General features: G+C 44.9%; 15 protein-coding genes and 1 tRNA gene. 14 read left to right on the forward strand and 2 right to left on the reverse strand.

Features of this window, described 5'->3' with window-relative positions; genetic code table 11:
- Positions 1-166 precede the first annotated feature (166 nt).
- Positions 167-1,501 carry a DUF2130 domain-containing protein gene (locus tag M2137_RS07025; protein ID WP_280765756.1) on the forward strand — a complete coding sequence of 445 codons (1,335 nt, stop codon included), beginning with the start codon at positions 167-169 and terminating at the stop codon, positions 1,499-1,501.
- A gap of 19 nt (positions 1,502-1,520) precedes the next feature.
- Here the strand turns inward: M2137_RS07025 and M2137_RS07030 are convergent, their stop codons facing one another.
- Positions 1,521-3,284, reverse strand: a complete 1,764-nt coding sequence (locus tag M2137_RS07030; RefSeq protein ID WP_280765757.1) for a helix-turn-helix domain-containing protein — start codon at positions 3,282-3,284, stop codon at positions 1,521-1,523.
- 181 nt (positions 3,285-3,465) lie between these two features.
- Here M2137_RS07030 and M2137_RS07035 point away from each other — a divergent pair, with 181 nt between their 5' ends.
- Both M2137_RS07035 and M2137_RS07040 read left to right on the forward strand, forming a co-directional pair.
- A complete protein-coding gene (locus M2137_RS07035; protein WP_280765758.1) occupies positions 3,466-3,750 on the forward strand; it encodes a hypothetical protein in 285 nt (94 codons plus the stop codon).
- Positions 3,751-3,972: 222 nt separating this feature from the next.
- Complete coding sequence (locus tag M2137_RS07040; RefSeq protein ID WP_280765759.1) at positions 3,973-4,578, forward strand: riboflavin synthase; 606 nt, start codon at positions 3,973-3,975, stop codon at positions 4,576-4,578.
- A gap of 14 nt (positions 4,579-4,592) precedes the next feature.
- On the opposite strand, the gene M2137_RS07045 is transcribed toward M2137_RS07040, so the two are convergent.
- Positions 4,593-5,417 (reverse strand): hypothetical protein, encoded by an 825-nt coding sequence (locus M2137_RS07045; RefSeq protein WP_280765760.1) that lies wholly within the window; start codon positions 5,415-5,417, stop codon positions 4,593-4,595.
- A 134-nt stretch (positions 5,418-5,551) separates the two neighbouring features.
- On the opposite strand from M2137_RS07045, the gene M2137_RS07050 reads away from it, so the two are divergent.
- The 11 genes from M2137_RS07050 to M2137_RS07100 all read left to right on the forward strand — a co-directional run bounded on the left by M2137_RS07050 (position 5,552) and on the right by M2137_RS07100 (position 15,728).
- Positions 5,552-5,896, forward strand: coding sequence for a translation initiation factor (locus M2137_RS07050; RefSeq protein WP_280765761.1), 345 nt, complete (start codon positions 5,552-5,554; stop codon positions 5,894-5,896).
- A gap of 90 nt (positions 5,897-5,986) precedes the next feature.
- On the forward strand, positions 5,987-9,157 hold the full coding sequence (locus tag M2137_RS07055; protein WP_280765762.1) for a UvrD-helicase domain-containing protein: 3,171 nt from the start codon (positions 5,987-5,989) through the stop codon (positions 9,155-9,157).
- A gap of 76 nt (positions 9,158-9,233) precedes the next feature.
- On the forward strand, positions 9,234-9,911 hold the full coding sequence (locus M2137_RS07060) for a phosphatidylserine decarboxylase family protein (RefSeq protein ID WP_280765763.1): 678 nt from the start codon (positions 9,234-9,236) through the stop codon (positions 9,909-9,911).
- Positions 9,902-10,597 carry a CDP-alcohol phosphatidyltransferase family protein gene (locus tag M2137_RS07065; protein WP_280765764.1) on the forward strand — a complete coding sequence of 232 codons (696 nt, stop codon included), beginning with the start codon at positions 9,902-9,904 and terminating at the stop codon, positions 10,595-10,597. Before M2137_RS07060 ends, M2137_RS07065 begins: the two co-directional genes overlap by 10 nt.
- A gap of 90 nt (positions 10,598-10,687) precedes the next feature.
- Positions 10,688-10,939 (forward strand): DUF4834 family protein, encoded by a 252-nt coding sequence (locus M2137_RS07070; RefSeq protein ID WP_280765765.1) that lies wholly within the window; start codon positions 10,688-10,690, stop codon positions 10,937-10,939.
- Positions 10,940-10,942: 3 nt separating this feature from the next.
- Entirely contained in the window at positions 10,943-11,794 is an 852-nt protein-coding gene (locus tag M2137_RS07075) for a sugar phosphate isomerase/epimerase family protein (protein WP_280765766.1), read from the forward strand.
- Positions 11,779-12,825, forward strand: a complete 1,047-nt coding sequence (locus tag M2137_RS07080) for a DUF6340 family protein (RefSeq protein WP_280765767.1) — start codon at positions 11,779-11,781, stop codon at positions 12,823-12,825. Before M2137_RS07075 ends, M2137_RS07080 begins: the two co-directional genes overlap by 16 nt.
- A gap of 58 nt (positions 12,826-12,883) precedes the next feature.
- Positions 12,884-13,345, forward strand: a complete 462-nt coding sequence (locus M2137_RS07085; RefSeq protein WP_280765768.1) for a hypothetical protein — start codon at positions 12,884-12,886, stop codon at positions 13,343-13,345.
- Positions 13,346-13,380: 35 nt separating this feature from the next.
- Positions 13,381-13,453: transfer RNA gene (locus tag M2137_RS07090), tRNA-Thr, on the forward strand.
- A 137-nt stretch (positions 13,454-13,590) separates the two neighbouring features.
- Entirely contained in the window at positions 13,591-14,790 is a 1,200-nt protein-coding gene (locus tag M2137_RS07095) for a site-specific integrase (protein ID WP_280765769.1), read from the forward strand.
- Between the two features lie 68 nt (positions 14,791-14,858).
- A complete protein-coding gene (locus M2137_RS07100) occupies positions 14,859-15,728 on the forward strand; it encodes a hypothetical protein (RefSeq protein WP_280765770.1) in 870 nt (289 codons plus the stop codon).
- Positions 15,729-15,806 lie beyond the last annotated feature (78 nt).

The raw sequence follows: 15,806 nt of genomic DNA on the forward strand, positions 1-15,806 counted from the left end.
GAAGTGCATGAGTTATAAAATTCTCGGTAGTGATAAAGTAATTGAATCTAAACAAATTCGCTATATTTGTATGATACAAGATACGCTTCATCCAAGTCCTAGTAAGCTTGGCTTTGCATTCAGCTTTCACGTATATTTGTATACGTTAATTATTTATGAAAAAGAGATGAAAGAACTTAAGTGTCCTAATTGCGGGAGTGTGTTTACTGTGGACGAAGCGGATTATGCTTCGATCGTTAGCCAGGTGAAGAACAATGAGTTTCAGGCCGAGGTGGATCGGCGGTTAGAGGAATTGCACAAACAGCATATTGCCGAACAGAAATCAGAGGTATTGAAAGCCGAGCAAAGCTTTCAGACGAAGCTTTCCAACAAAGAGGTTGAACTGAATAAAAAGGTGACAGAGATTGCCCGGCTTACCGAACAGTTGAACGCCATTGCCCAATCCAAGCAACTGGAGTATACCGAAATATTGGCCAAGAAAGAGCAGGAAATAGCCAAACTCAAATCGTCCATTGAGCAAAAGGAGAGCAGTATAAAGATTGCTGTATTGGAAGAACAGGGGAAAGCGCAACAAACAGCTCAAAAGAAAGATGAACAAATTGCCGAGCTGAAAAACAAGATTATCCTTGAGCAAAACACGGCGATTGAGCGACAAAACAGCCTGAAGGAGAAATATGAGTCGGAGCTCAAACAGAAGCAGGAACAGGTGGATTATTATAAAGACCTGAAATCGCGGATGTCGACCAAAATGGTTGGAGAAACGCTTGAGATACATTGCAACACCGAGTTTAACCGGATGCGCCCTCTCTTCCCGAATGCTTATTTCGAAAAAGACAACGATGCCTCGGGAGGCAGCAAAGGTGATTTTATTTTCCGCGATTTTGAAGATGGGATAGAATATATATCCATCATGTTTGAGATGAAGAATGAGATCGAGACAACAGCCACCAAGCATAAGAATGAAGACTTCCTGAAGAAACTGGATGAGGATCGGACAGCTAAGAATTGTGAATTCGCCGTCCTGGTGTCTCTGCTTGAGCCCGATAGCGAATTATATAATACAGGGATCGTGGATGTGTCGCACAAATATCCCAGGATGTATGTTATCCGTCCTCAGTTTTTCATGCCGTTGATTACACTTCTGATGCAAACCTCCAAGAAAAGCCTTGCATACAAAATAGCGCTAAAAGAGGCACAAAGCCAGTCGGTTGACGTGACCAACTTCGAAAAACAACTGACAGAGTTCAAGGATAGGTTTGGACACAATTATCGCTTAGCCAGTGAAAAGTTTCAAACAGCGATTGCCGAAATCGACAAATCGATAGAACATTTGCAAAAGATAAAGAGTGCGCTTCTGGGTTCCGAGAACAACCTCCGGTTAGCCAACAACAAAGCGGAGGAGTTGACCATCCGGAAACTAACCTACAAAAACCCCACCATGAAAGCCAAGTTTGACGAGGCCAGGGCTAAAGACCGGCAAATCGAAGAAGAGAACGAGTAAATAGAGCTAACACCCCATCCTACCCATTCGCCCGCTCCTCGGCGGCTATGCGGCGAAACTCGGAGGGACTCATGCCATAACGTTCACGAAAGAGGCGGTAGAAGGTGGTGCGGGAGCCAAACCCACAGGCTTCGCCAATATCCTCGATAGAGCTATCTGCGGCGGTGTGTAACAGCAACTTTCTGCCATGTTCCAGGCGCAGGAGGCTGATATACCCGGAGAACGATAGATTTAGTTTTTCCTTGATCGCGTTATGAAGATAATTTTCATTGGTAGACAACTCCGTAGCGACCGCCTTGCGCGAAATATCAGGCTGTGTATATACTTGTTTTTCCTGCATCAACCGATCCAGACGGTCGAAAAGCGAGTCTGCTGCCTGCGATTCCTGCAAGGTTGTCTGCTTGTCGGTATCCAGTGGGCGCACAATCTCCAACTGTAACAGGTGGTCTTTCTCTGCCAATTGACGGAAAAGCAGCCGATTCTTCTCATGCGCGCGCCGGGCATTCAGTAGTGCCATGACTGAAATAGCAACAATCAATAAAAGGATTACAGCCAGCGCCACGATAATGATACGAGCCGAGCGCACCCGTTCCCGCTCCTGTTGGGTCAGCAACTCCTGTTTATCGAGTTCGTAAACCGTACGCAGCTCATTGATATTCTTATAGAAATCCTCCTCTTTCAGTTCGTTGGTCAGGCGTAGGCTTTCGGCATAGGTCTCTGCCGCCTCTTTGTGCCTGTTCAGCAATGTATAACAAAGCCCTACATCCTCTAAGATAGAAGCCAAGTCCTCTTTCCACCCTTTCGATTCATAGTGGTGGGCGATAAGCAGTTTGTATTCCAAGACCTTATCAAAGTCCTCTTTCCCTATATAGTATTTAGCATATAGCTGATTGAGCATCAATGTGTAGTGTGGGCTGGGCTCAGTAGAGAGCAACGCTTCCGCCCGGCGGATGTAATGCAATGCTTCGTCGAACTGTTTCAGATCACTGTATGCGCATCCGGAGAAATAATCCGCTTCAAAGGCATAATTGGTTTGCCATTGCGCCGGGATACTTCCCAGCATCATGCGCATCGTATCGGCATAAGCCAATGTCTGCTCATACTTTCGCTGGTTCAGATAAGCACCTGCCAAATCGGTCATCGCCTGTATCAAGACAACGGTATCCGGCACCGCCGCCATGCGTCCGACCGATATAGTCTCTTTGAAGTATTTTTCCGCCTCCTCATCTCTGTTCATATAGTTATAGGTAAACGCCAGGGCAGAGAGTGCCCGCGCCATACCCGTATAATGGCCTGTTTCTTTCGCCTCATCATATACTGCCCGTGCCTTTTCCTGCGCCTCATCGAATTGTCCCAGGTCGGTAAACAGTTTTGCCAAGCTCTCTCCAGTCAGGAAAAGCCCGTCGTACATCTGATGTTCACGCGCTATCATCTCCGCTTTTTGATCCATCATCAACGTACTGTCCAAAAATCCCAGTTCATAATAGTTGCTTCCCCATAAACGCGCCACATCAAAAAGCATCTTCGGGTCGTTCTGCCGCTCTGCCTCTTCTTCGAGCCGACGGATATATTTTTTTTGTTGCGAAGGATGATACTCGGTAAACTGAGCCAGGGAGAAAAGCGCCGATAAGCGTTCTTTCCCTTCGAGACGTTCCAGTACTTTTTCCACACTATCGATTTGTGCTGTTAGCTCGGCAGGCAATGCGTCGCCTTGCCCCCAAATGGTACAAGAAAAAAAGAGAGAGAGGATAAAAAAGAGATGTCGCATAGAGTTTGTGGTCATGAATAGATCATTTAGTGAAATTAAATACAATTCGGGCGTAAAAGTAATAAAACTCGCCCCTTTTTGGCTCAAAAAGCCCATTTTCTCCGGATATGAAACATCATTTTTCAGATTCGAAACATCTCTACGCCGGTTTTTAGGCAGTTTTGCAACGTGATAAATAAAGCATGAAACAGCTGCGATGAGATCAAAGAGAATAACCCCTTGTTATGATTACTGCTGGGTATTTATTACCCGGGAGAAGCATTCACCGCAACATATATACATCGGAATGGTCGCCAACCTGCCTCAACTCTTTCGTGACAACGCGGATAAGGATATCCTCTATTACCGGCAATTTGCCACGACAGTGGAAGGCATAGGACATAAGCTCTTCCTTTCCCATATAAAAGAGGAGACCCTTTGGCACACGATCCGGGGCATGAATCCCGAAGGGCGGGATTTAAGAAAAGAGTTTTATGAATGATGAAATAGTAACCCCTTCATTATATGTTCCATGTCGCACCGCACCGCCTTTACCCTTCCCCTTTTGGGGTAAAGGTCGGAGCGGTTGCGATTATTTATGGTAGGAGTATCCCCCCTACCTGCTCTTCCCCCAGCAGTCCATTGACTTATGCGAGCATTATTTGCCGGATGAGACTAAATGTGTACCTTTGTTCAACGTAAATAAACTAAAGAAGATTGTCGTATGTTTTCAGGAATAGTAGAAGAAGCGGCCCGGGTAGTGGGCATTGAGAAGGAAAAAGGCAATGTGCATCTGACCATGCAATGTTCGTTTGTGAACGAATTGAAGATCGACCAGAGTGTGGCTCATAACGGGGTATGCCTGACGGTGGTTAGTCTGACGGAAGATACCTATACGGTGACAGCTATTCAGGAAACCCTGGATCGTTCGAACTTGGGACTATTGCAAGTGGGCGACCGGGTGAACCTGGAACGTAGCATGATCATGAACGGACGTTTGGACGGGCATATCGTACAGGGACATGTCGACCAGACAGCGGTTTGCACCGAAGTACGTGAAGCCGACGGTAGCTGGTATTACACCTTCGAATATACCTTCGATAAAGCCATGGCGCGCCAGGGATATATGACAGTAGAAAAGGGTTCGGTCTGTGTCAACGGGGTCAGCCTGACGGTTTGCAACTCCGGAACGAACAGCTTTGAGGTGGCTATCATTCCGTTCACCCACGATATGACCAATTTCGGCGATATCCAGGCCGGAACAGTCGTAAATATTGAATTTGATATTGTTGGCAAGTATCTGAGCAAGATGATGCAGTTCAACGACTGATCTCCGGTTCGTGTTTAATTCACCCGGATCTGTATCATCTTTGAGTTGAAGACCGGATAGATCAGATATTGCGGTTCCATGCGGCGACGGCGGGGGTTATATTCATAGTTGACCCCTACGCCCACACCGAAATCGTCATTGAATTTAAATTCGAAAGCACCTCCCGCTCCGGTATGATAGAAGAAGGGATTCATCAGCATGTGGGGATTGTTCTTCTCTTCGCCGAAGTAATGGGTGTATTGCCCCCAACCACGGATAGCCATGCGGTCGTTTATTTCAAAGCGGGCGCCGACGTTTGCCCCGGCATTGTAGGCGGGACTGGCATTGAACGGAGTGAAGAAGCGTCCGACAAAGCCACCTCCGGTAAGCGTCCAGTTGCCACTTTGCCAGGCGTAGGCGGGAACGATCGAGGTGAATCCTCCGGCTCCCGGCCAGGTGTATTGATGGCCGCTGATGAGGAAGGTGGAGTGTTCGGTCAGTGGCACCACTTTCGTCTCATGAAAATCGAAAGCCATCGGTGATACCCTGCGCAGCATGGGGGCATAGATGTTGAAGAATGGACGATAAGCCTCTGACAGGATCTGCATATCCATGGGGCGCTCGTCGAGCAGAGTCTGTGTGTACTCGGGCGTGAAGCTATTTAGCTGCCTGTCTAAGCGTAGGGTAGAGGCCGGCGTATACGACTCCATTTTGACCTCGGGAATCTTTAATTCATAGCTTTTCAGGCGAGGCAAAATAAACATTTTACCCTCCTCGTTAAAGAAAAACTGGAAGTGGGATTGTCCGAATAGCAGTCCGGCTATTCCACAAAAGATAAGTATCAGGAAAATTTTTTTCATAACATCGGTCTCCTTTCAAGCGGCAAGTTACATTATTTTTGGCAGACTTCGTGTTTTGTTTCTCCGGTTTCTTTTTTGCGGGAGCATCGTATTCCAAGTATTTTATATAAGTTTGCCTATTATACAAGTGATATATGAAAAATAATGACTGGAAAGATCGTCTGGGCGTGATGTATTCGACCAATCCCGACTTCAACTATAACACGGGAGAAGAGGAGGAAGAGGAAACGCTCGACAAAGAAAAACAACAACTACGTGTCTCTTTAGATAAACGCAACCGGGGAGGGAAAAAGGTGACACTTATTACCGGCTTCCGCGGAACGACGGAAGATCTGGAGACGTTAGGTAAATTTCTGAAAGGGAAATGCGGCGTAGGTGGTTCGGTAAAAGAGGGAGAGATCATCATTCAGGGTGATTTCCGACAAAAAATAACAGAGTTATTACAAAAGGAAGGGTATACAAAGACGAAAACAATATAATAATTATGAATTATGAATTATGAATTATGACTCAGTCAAGACATTTATAGTTCATAATTCATAATTCATAATTCATAATTTTTTCAAGTTGTGCTAACAATATACAGAGCTTCGGCCGGAGCCGGTAAGACACACCGGTTGACCGGTGATTATCTTCGATTGCTGTTTCTTCATCCGGGAGCCTATCGCCGGATCCTGGCGGTTACCTTTACCAATAAGGCGACCGATGAGATGAAAACGCGTATCATCGAAGAACTTTACCTATTGGCTTCGAATAAAAAGTCCGATCATCTGAAGGATCTGATGAGGCAGACCAGATGGGACGAAAAACGGTTGCGCGAGGAGGCACGCCGTGTGTTGGTGGTGATCCTGCATGATTACTCCGCTTTTCAGATCAGTACGATCGATCGCTTTTTTCAGCAAACCATGCGTGCTTTTACGCGAGAGATTGGTCTGCGGGGTGGTTATGGGCTGGAGATGGACGAGCGGCTGGTACTGACCGAGGCTGTCGATAATATTCTGGCCGATCTGGATAAGAAAGAGAACAGGGAACTATTGAACTGGCTCTTGCGCTTTGCCGAAGATAAGGTCGAAGAGGGAGGCGAATGGAATCTGCGACGGGATATTATGGCATTGAGTAGCGAGGTGTTTAAAGAACGTTTTAAGCAGTCGAGCGATCAGATCAGCCAAAATATAGCCGACAAAGGCGCCTTGGAGGCCTATCGAAAAACCTTGCAGGCGCTTATCCAAGCCACAGAGGCCGATGCCAAGAAACTGGGTGATAAAGGAATGGAGATGATGCAACGAGCCGGTTTACACCCGTCGGACTTTAAATGGGGAAAAAGCTCAGGCCTCTCCTTTTTTGAAAAATTAGCGGCCGGTGCGATGGACGCGCCGAAAGATCGGTTTCTCGGACTGGCAGACAATGTCGATAATTGGTACACCAAAACAACAGATCCGGAGAAAGGCATCGCTATCATTCGTTTGTTTGACGCAGGCATGAATGAACTGGTGAAGTCGGTGTTCACCTTCTTTGAGAGCCTGACCTCTTATTATACCGCTAAGGAGATTACCCGTTATTATTATACACTCGGCATATTGAATGATATTTCCGGTAAGATTGCCGAATACAGGGAAGAGAAAAATGTGATGCTGATTGCCGATACGACCGAATTGCTCAGTAAGGTGATCGACGGGAGCGAGGCACCTTTTATTTATGAAAAGACAGGCACCCGGATCGATCATTATATGATTGATGAATTTCAGGATACAAGCAGTATGCAGTGGCATAATTTCCGTCCGCTCCTGCACGAGAGTTTGGCGGCCACGCATGACAACCTGATTGTGGGTGATGTGAAGCAGAGCATATACCGCTTTCGTAATTCGGATTGGAAACTATTGGATGAAGAGGTCGTGCATGACTTCCGGCCGGAGCTGATTGCCGAGCAGACATTGACCGAGAACTGGCGAAGCTGCCGGAAGGTGGTGGAATTCAATAATTCGTTTTTTGCTACGGCTCCCGCGCTTCTGCAGGCGATGTATAACGAAGCGCTTATGGAGTCATCGTTGAACGAAGAGGAGAGAGGCCTTTTTGCTACTAAGATCCTATCGGCCTATAAAGAAAACAGTCAGGAGGTGGCTCCGCCTTTTAAAATAAAAGAGGGACATGTGCGGATTGAATTTATAGAGGAACAAGAAGAGAAGCCCTGGAAGGAAGAGGCGATGGAACGTTTGCCTTCGCTGTTGGAACGTTTGCAGGATAACGGATATCGTTTGAGTGATATCGCTGTTTTGACGCGGACGAATTACGAAGGGGCGTTGGTGGCCGATACCCTGTTGGCCTGTCAGGAAGAACGGGCCGGTAATGGCTACCGCTATGATATTATCTCGGATGACGCGCTTTTTGTCGGGAGTTCGCTTGCCGTGCGTTTTGTTATTGCTCTGTTGGGCTATCTGACGCATCCCGAAGAGAAAACCTACGAACAGATGGCGCGTTTCTCCTGGTATGCCATGAAAGGGATCGACGATACGATAGAACCCTTTTTCCCGGAAGAGGAAAAGAGCAACCTGTTGGCGCTTATTCCGTTGTCTTTGTATGAAATGACCGAAGGGTTGTGCCGCCTGTATGGCGATCATTTCCCGGATAACGAACAGGCATTCCTGCAGGCGTTCTTAGATCTGGTGGCGGAATACACCCGGCAGGAGAACGCCGACGCGCGGCGTTTCCTGAAATGGTGGGAAGAAACAGGTGTCAGGAAGACCATCGCTTCGCCGGATGGACAGGATGCTGTCCGCATTATGACCATTCATAAGGCAAAAGGCTTGGGTATGCCGGTGGTGATTCTGCCTTTTGGCGACTGGGAGATTGATCATCGCCCGACACAATCGGTGATTCTCTGGTGCAAGCCGCAGCAGGCTCCCTTCGACCGCTTGTATCTGGTGCCGGTACGCTATGGGAAGAATCTGGGGAATACGCATTTCGCCGTGGATTATTTCAATGAGAAACTCTATGCCTATATCGATAGTTTGAATACGCTCTATGTGGCTATGACGCGTGCCAAAGAGGAGATGATTGTATTTGCTCCAAAACCGAAGAAACTGACAAAGAGCGGGGAGGTGGAAAAGACCGATTCGATAGCCAAATTGATGTGGGCCGGATTGCAGCCGGATATCGAGGAGGATGTGTATGAGTCGGGTACCTGGTGGATGCACGAGCGAAAGGAAAAGGCGAAAGAGAAGGAAGAAATTGCCATCCGTCGATTGGATTCTGTCTCTTTCGACGACAGATTGCATCTGCGTCTGTATGGAAAAGGTTTTTTCTTCGATAATAAAGAGAGGAAGCGGGGTGTATTAATGCATGAATTATTGAGTCGTATCCGCAGCCGGGAGGATATCGAAACGTCGGTGAATAGCTATCACCTGGAAGGATTGATCAATAAAGAAGAGAACGATGAGTTAATCGAACGGTTGAGTCGACTGCTAAGCGACGATCGGGTGAAAAGCTGGTACACGGAGCCGACACGGGTCTTGAACGAGGTCGAGATCCTTTTCGGAAAAGGCGAAAGCCGTCGTCCGGACCGTGTGATGCTGCATGGCGAAAAGGCTATTGTGGTGGATTATAAGTTTGGAGAGGTGAAAGAGGTGAAGTATCAGAAGCAGGTGAAAAGCTATATGCAATTGATAACCGAAATGGGTTATTCGGAGGTAGAAGGATATATCTGGTACGTTGAATCAGGAGAGATAGAAAAAGTTGTATTTTAACCGAAGGTTTTATTATTCGGCAAAAATGAATAATTTTGTAGTGAGTTAACAACACACATTACAAAGAAACAACATAATGAAGGTACATAAAGAAGGGACAGGCTTATTGCTGACTGTATTCACTGTATTTTTTATAGTGAATGTTACCGTATTCTATATGGCAGGTTCCAATTGGCTGTTTTACTCTGTGTTGACAGCGACAGGTATCCTTTTTCTTTTGATGCTGAATTTTTTCCGCAGTCCTTTCCGACGCTTTCCGTATGACTCGGAAGGCTTGGTGATTGCGCCGGCTGACGGCACGATTGTGGCCATCGAGGAGGTAATGGAAAATGAGATATTACATGAAAAAAGAATGCAGGTATCTATTTTTATGTCGATTTTCAATGTGCATGCCAATTGGTTTCCGGTGAATGGAACCGTTAAATATATCTCTCATAACAAAGGGCGTTTCATGGCGGCCTATCTTCCGAAAAGCAGTACGGAGAACGAACGTTCGGCTGTTGTGGTTACCACACGGAACGGTGTCGACATCCTGGCACGGCAAATAGCAGGAGCGATGGCGCGGCGTATTGTCACTTATGCGAAGATCGGAGAGAAATGCCATGTGGATGAACATTTGGGATTTATTAAGTTCGGATCGCGCGTCGATCTATATTTGCCACTTGATACAGAGATTTTGGTGGAAATGGATCAGAAAGTGACAGGCAACCAGACACCGATAGGGCGATTAAAGCAACCAGCACCATGCAATTAACAAAACATATTCCCAATACCATTACTTGTTTAAGTCTGTTTTCCGGTTGTATTTCCATTGTTATGGCTTTACAGGGGAATTTGTTATGGGCAGCCGGCTGGATCATTATTGCTGCTGTTTTCGATTTTATGGATGGCTTTGCCGCCCGCATACTCAAGGCCTATTCAGCCATTGGGAAAGAGTTGGATTCTTTATCGGATATGGTCAGCTTTGGTGTGGCGCCGGGCGTGATCCTGTATTATCTACTCGCCCAGGCAGCCCCGCTGCTACCGTTAGGTGGTTTGAATATGCTTGTTCCTTATCTGGCCTTTATTATACCGGTCTTTTCCGGATTGCGTCTGGCAAAATTCAATGTCGACGAGCGGCAGACATCCTCCTTTCTCGGCTTGCCGGTGCCAGCACATGCCTTGTTCTGGGCTTCGATCGGTTATTCGGTGCAGCCTCTTGTCGGGCAATATCCTGGCTTGTTTACGGGGGGGTCGCTTGTGATAGCGTTGCTCACCTCGCTGTTGCTGGTTTCAGAGATACCGATGTTTTCGTTTAAGATCAAGTCGCTGGCCTGGAAAGGGAATGAATTGCGTTACATCCTGGCCGTCTGTGCTGTCCTGTTTGTTTTAATCTGGGGATTTCTCGGCTTGGCGGGTACCATTGTACTTTATATCGTGTTGTCGCTGATCAAGCGATAACGGATGTTTAATTATCTTAACATCAGATACAATCGGGTGTGTATTCAACTATTATACCTATCTTTGTCTTTCACTTATGATGTTTAGACTATGTTTCGATTCCTAATAATATGCGTTTTCTTTTTTGTGATCCTGATGTTTCTGATGGGCTTTTCCGTGTTCAAAACCCTCAGAGAGATCTTTTTTGGTAGTTCCGGAAAGCGAGCCGCTTCCAACCAGCGCAGCCGGCCTTCCAGCCAGTCGGCGCAACAACCGCGACAGGAGGAACAGCCGCCGCAACGCAAGAAGATATTCGCCAAAGATGAAGGCGAATATGTCGATTATGAAGAGGTGAAAGAATAACATATGAAAAACGCAAGACGTAGGTTCTTAAAACAAAGTTTGGCCGGAACGCTATTGATGGGTGTAACGCCTATGTTTCGTGCGCAAGCTTCTTCTCCGGTTCAGCCGCAAAGGATTAAGTCGATCAACCCTTTCCATTTGGGTATGGCTGGTTATACCTTTGTGAATTTCGATCTGGAGACGACGCTTAAGACCATGCAACGGTTGGATATGCACTATCTTTGTATCAAAGATTTTCATTTGCCCTTAGATAGCAACGACGAACAGATAAAGGCTTTTCATGAGACCTGTGCCGCGCACAACGTGACAGGTTATGCCGTTGGACCGATCTATATGCGTAGTGAAGCCGAGGTTGACCGGGCGTTTGAGTATGCCAAACGGGTAGGAGTGAAGCTTATTGTGGGTGTGCCCAATTACGAATTACTGCCTCATGTCGATAAAAAGGTAAAAGAGTATGGTTATCATTATGCCATCCATTTGCATGGACCTGATATGCCTTTGTATCCTGATGCGGATGATGTCTGGGAAAACACCAAAGGACTCGATCCGAAAATTGGTATGTGTCTGGATATAGGGCACGACCTGCGTAACGGGAAAGATCCGGTTGCCGATCTGAAAAAACACCACACCCGTGTGTTCGATATACATATTAAAGATGTGACCGATTCGACAAAGGCGGGTCGGAGCATTGAGTTTGGACGTGGAAAGATCGACTTCCCGGCTTTTGTGAAAGCTTTGCGGGATGTGAATTATACAGGAATGTGCAGCCTGGAGTATGAGAAAGATATGAAGGATCCATTCTTGGGTATAGCAGAATCGATTGGTTATTTTAAAGCAGTATGCGATATAATTTGATAAAACAGGTGGGACTCCTGGCCGTCTTATGCCTTTTTTCGGCTTGTGGCAGCATCACGTATCTGGATATAGAAACCTATAATCCGGCCACTATCACGTTTCCGGAGAAGGTGAAGAAGGTTCTTGTTGTCAATAATGCGGTTCCGCAATCGTCGGATGTGGGTTATGAGTTGAAGATATATGGTATTGAACAGGATACATGCAGGGCAGTTGCTGATAGCGCCCTGTATTATGCCTGTAAGTCTTTGGGAAACGCCATTGTCGAAGCGAATTATTTTGAAGATGTCCTTTTATATAATAGCCCGACCCGGACAGACGATCTTTATCTGGCAGACGAGAAACTCTCCTATAATAAGGTGAGAATGTTGTGTCGTGAAACGGGAGCGGATGCAGTTATCACCTTTGATCGCCTATTGTTTCAGATGAAAAAAAATGTCATAGCCTATCTGGGCGGTTATGTGAGCGGGGAAACAAAAGTGAATGCGTCTGGCGTCATACGTGTGTATCTCCCGGAACGAACTTCTCCTATGACGACAATTATGGTGAGCGATAGTGTTGCTATCTTTGAGATGGCGGATGATTTAATGCAGTTGAATGAAATCATGCCCTCTCCCGATGAGTCGTTGTCTATTGCCGGCCGTGTTATCGGGCATAACTCGTACCCTCTTTTTGTGCCTTACTGGCAGGAAGAACCGCGTTGGTATTTTAAGGGTAACGGAGCGCGTTGGAAGGAAGCCACCGCTTATGCCGATGCGCAGAAATGGGATCAGGCAGCCGAGTTGTGGAATCTGCTCTATCAGAATGGGCGTGGCAAGGCGAAAGCAAAAGCGGCATCCAACATGGCATTTTACGAGGAGATGCAAGGAAGGCTTCAGAAAGCATACGATTGGTCCATTCTTTCCTACGATTTGTTTGTAGCCCATCAAGGCAAGGAGTCAAAAGAAGTGGAGTTGTTAGGCGCCTATAAACAGGCCTTAGCGGAGCGAATTGCTGCCGATACAAAGCTGAATATCCAATTTGGCGAAAAATAAGATTCCATTCGACAATAAATTACTAACTTTGAGTCCAATTATTCGGAAGACAAGAAAAATGAATGCAAACACCACTAAAGTCCAATCTATTATTGAGACAACGTTTATTTCTGCTATCGAACGCCTGAAAAGGGAGGGAAGCGGAAGTTTTGTGAGTGACCTTTATGTTCAGGTGGATCCTGAAAGCGGAGAGGTACAAATCTATGATGAAAATGAAAATCTGTTGGATAAGGTGGTCATATTCGACTGGATCAACAAGAGTCATCAGATGGAATCCTTCCAAAAACAGGTGATCGCAACCTTAAAAGCCGTGCTTACAGTGCAGTCCACGAAAGGAATGTTTGAAGATCCCCTTTTTATCAAACCGGTTTCTGTTAGCTTGACAAATGAATACTTTGTTGTGGTAGAGGAACTTCTGTTTCTTGACGATGATCTATTCCGTTTGGATGATCCTTTGTTGAAAGATTTAGACGCAGAATTAGATGATTTTTTAAACAATCTTCTTTCTGATATCAATTAGAACTATTACTTTTGCACCCGTAAAATAAATGAGCGGCCGAAATAGCTCAGTTGGTAGAGCAATTCATTCGTAATGAATAGGTCGCCGGTTCGAGTCCGGCTTTCGGCTCAGAGAGAAATATCTCACTTTCTGCATTAAGCCTACGTTTCACAGCGTAGGCTTTTTTCATCCTCTAAACATCTCTTGTGTGTCTTTATTGGTTTTTAGATGGCAGAGTTAAACCAGGAGTTAAACCGCAAATCAGTATGAATGCAACGGTTAATGTCTTGTGTTACAAATCTAAGACTTTGGCAAATGGAGAAAATCCATTGATGATTCGTGTCTGCAAAGACGGGAAAAAGAAGTATTTGAGTTTAGGAGTGTCCGTTAATCCCATTTATTGGGACTTTGAGAAGCAAAAGCCTAAACGAAATTGCCCTAATAAAGAAGAACTTCAACGGCTCATTACGATGAAGACGGAAGAATATCAGAAACTGATATTAGACTATAAGGTAGCCAATAAAGACTTTTCGGCAACATCATTAATAACAAAAACAAATGCAGCCTCGAAGGCAAGAACAGTGAGAGAAATGTTCGATCTCTACATTGCAAGGTTGAAAGATGCAAATCGTTTGCGTTATGCACAAATGTATGAGTCAACGCTCACTTCTTTACTGGCTTACAATGGCCATTTAGATATTCTCTTTTCTGATATTGATGTACCTTGGTTGAAAAGATATGAAGCATGGCAATATAAGCAAAGCTTTGCATTAAATACCATAGGAACGAGATTTCGCCATTTGAGGGTGGTTTACAATTTAGCGATTGAGGAGAATATTGTTAAACCTGATCACTATCCATTCAAGAAGTTTAAGGTCTCAAAACTAAATGAGCAGACAGCAAAGCGATCTATCACGAAAGAAGAGATCATAAGTGTTCTCAACTATCAAGGAAAATCATACTACGAGTGTTTAGCTGTAGACGTCTTCACCTTTGCTTACCTTACGGCTGGTATCAATTTTGCAGACATTGCAAGGCTGACAACAGACCATATAATGGATGATCGTTTGGTTTATTCTCGAAAGAAGACAAAGAAGCTTATAAAGATTCCATTGCAAGAAAGAGCGATAGAGCTGATAGCAAAGTATCGGCAAGATAATTCTCCGTATCTCTTTCCAATCCTCTCTACCTTTCATAAGACTGAGCAGCAGAAAGTGAACCGAGTGCATAAGGTTTATAGTCATGTGAGCAAACACCTGAAAGCCATTGGAGAGGAGTTGAAGCTGCCGATCAAGTTGACGACCTATGTAGCCCGTCATTCCTTCGCGACCAACTTAAAACGTTCCGGCGTAGCCACGCCAATCATCAGTGAATGTCTTGGTCACAGTTCTGAGAAAATCACTCAGATTTACTTAGACAGTTTCGGGAATAGTCAATTAGACGAGGCAATGAAAAACCTACTCTAAAAAATATCCCGCCTTCAGTGATGGAGGTGGGATATTTTGTATTTTTATGCCTTCAAACGATGTTTATTATGGAAGAATATAATAACCCAGATAATGGAGTATGCTCAATCCCTCGTAACAGAATAGACAACACTACTGTATCATTATATCTTGCAGGAATAAAGGGGTATAAGAAGTACAAGAAAGCATCGGTGGACGCAAACAGAACTCTTCAAGATGCAGAGGTTATTATCGAAGCTATTTGTGAATATGCTAAACAGAACCACATTCTGATAAAGGATGAAGATGATTTGAACAAACTGTTAAACTGTTTCTATATCCAATACAAATTACCTGGCAATCCAATCGTGGAGTTAAGCTGTATGTTGCAATCGTTTTCCGCTGACGATATACGAATTAAAATAGATGGGCATTTCAAGTCTCTTTCTGACTCTGCCGCCAAAACCCTTAGAGAAGCTCTGATGGAGAAATTGTTGAGCTTATTATACAAAAGGTACAAAATTGATGACTATACTTCATACATTGAAGTGAAAGAAAATGTTGAAAATGCTGATAAACTAAAAGTTGATGGAATGTACCTTTATTCTTCAGACAATATTAAGAAGCTTACTGTTAATGCAGACGGTCTTAATAAGATAATTCAGACAGAACAAAGTTTAGATACGACAAAAGAAGAGAACTATTATGTCAGCAACTTATACAAAAACTTAGTTGAATCAGGTTTTACCCAACAACTATCTACATATATCGGATGTTTTATTTACGATACACTCACCTACATCAATATTCTTAATTACTATATGCCTGAGGAAAAAAAGAAAGATAGAAGAAAGGTAGGGGAAAAGGAATATTACGAAAAGAAGGGAATGAAAGACCATTCGAAACCCAGACATGAAATAAGAAGGAAAAAGTTCGAAATCATAGAAAGGAAAATCTAGTACAATTCCTTTAAAATCAAACACTTCGAAACCAAAGCTGCATAATTAGGGGATTTCTCTACAAAACCACCCTCAATC

Source organism: Parabacteroides sp. PFB2-10, assembly GCF_029893085.1.
Classification (GTDB): Bacteria; Bacteroidota; Bacteroidia; order Bacteroidales; family Tannerellaceae; genus QVMG01.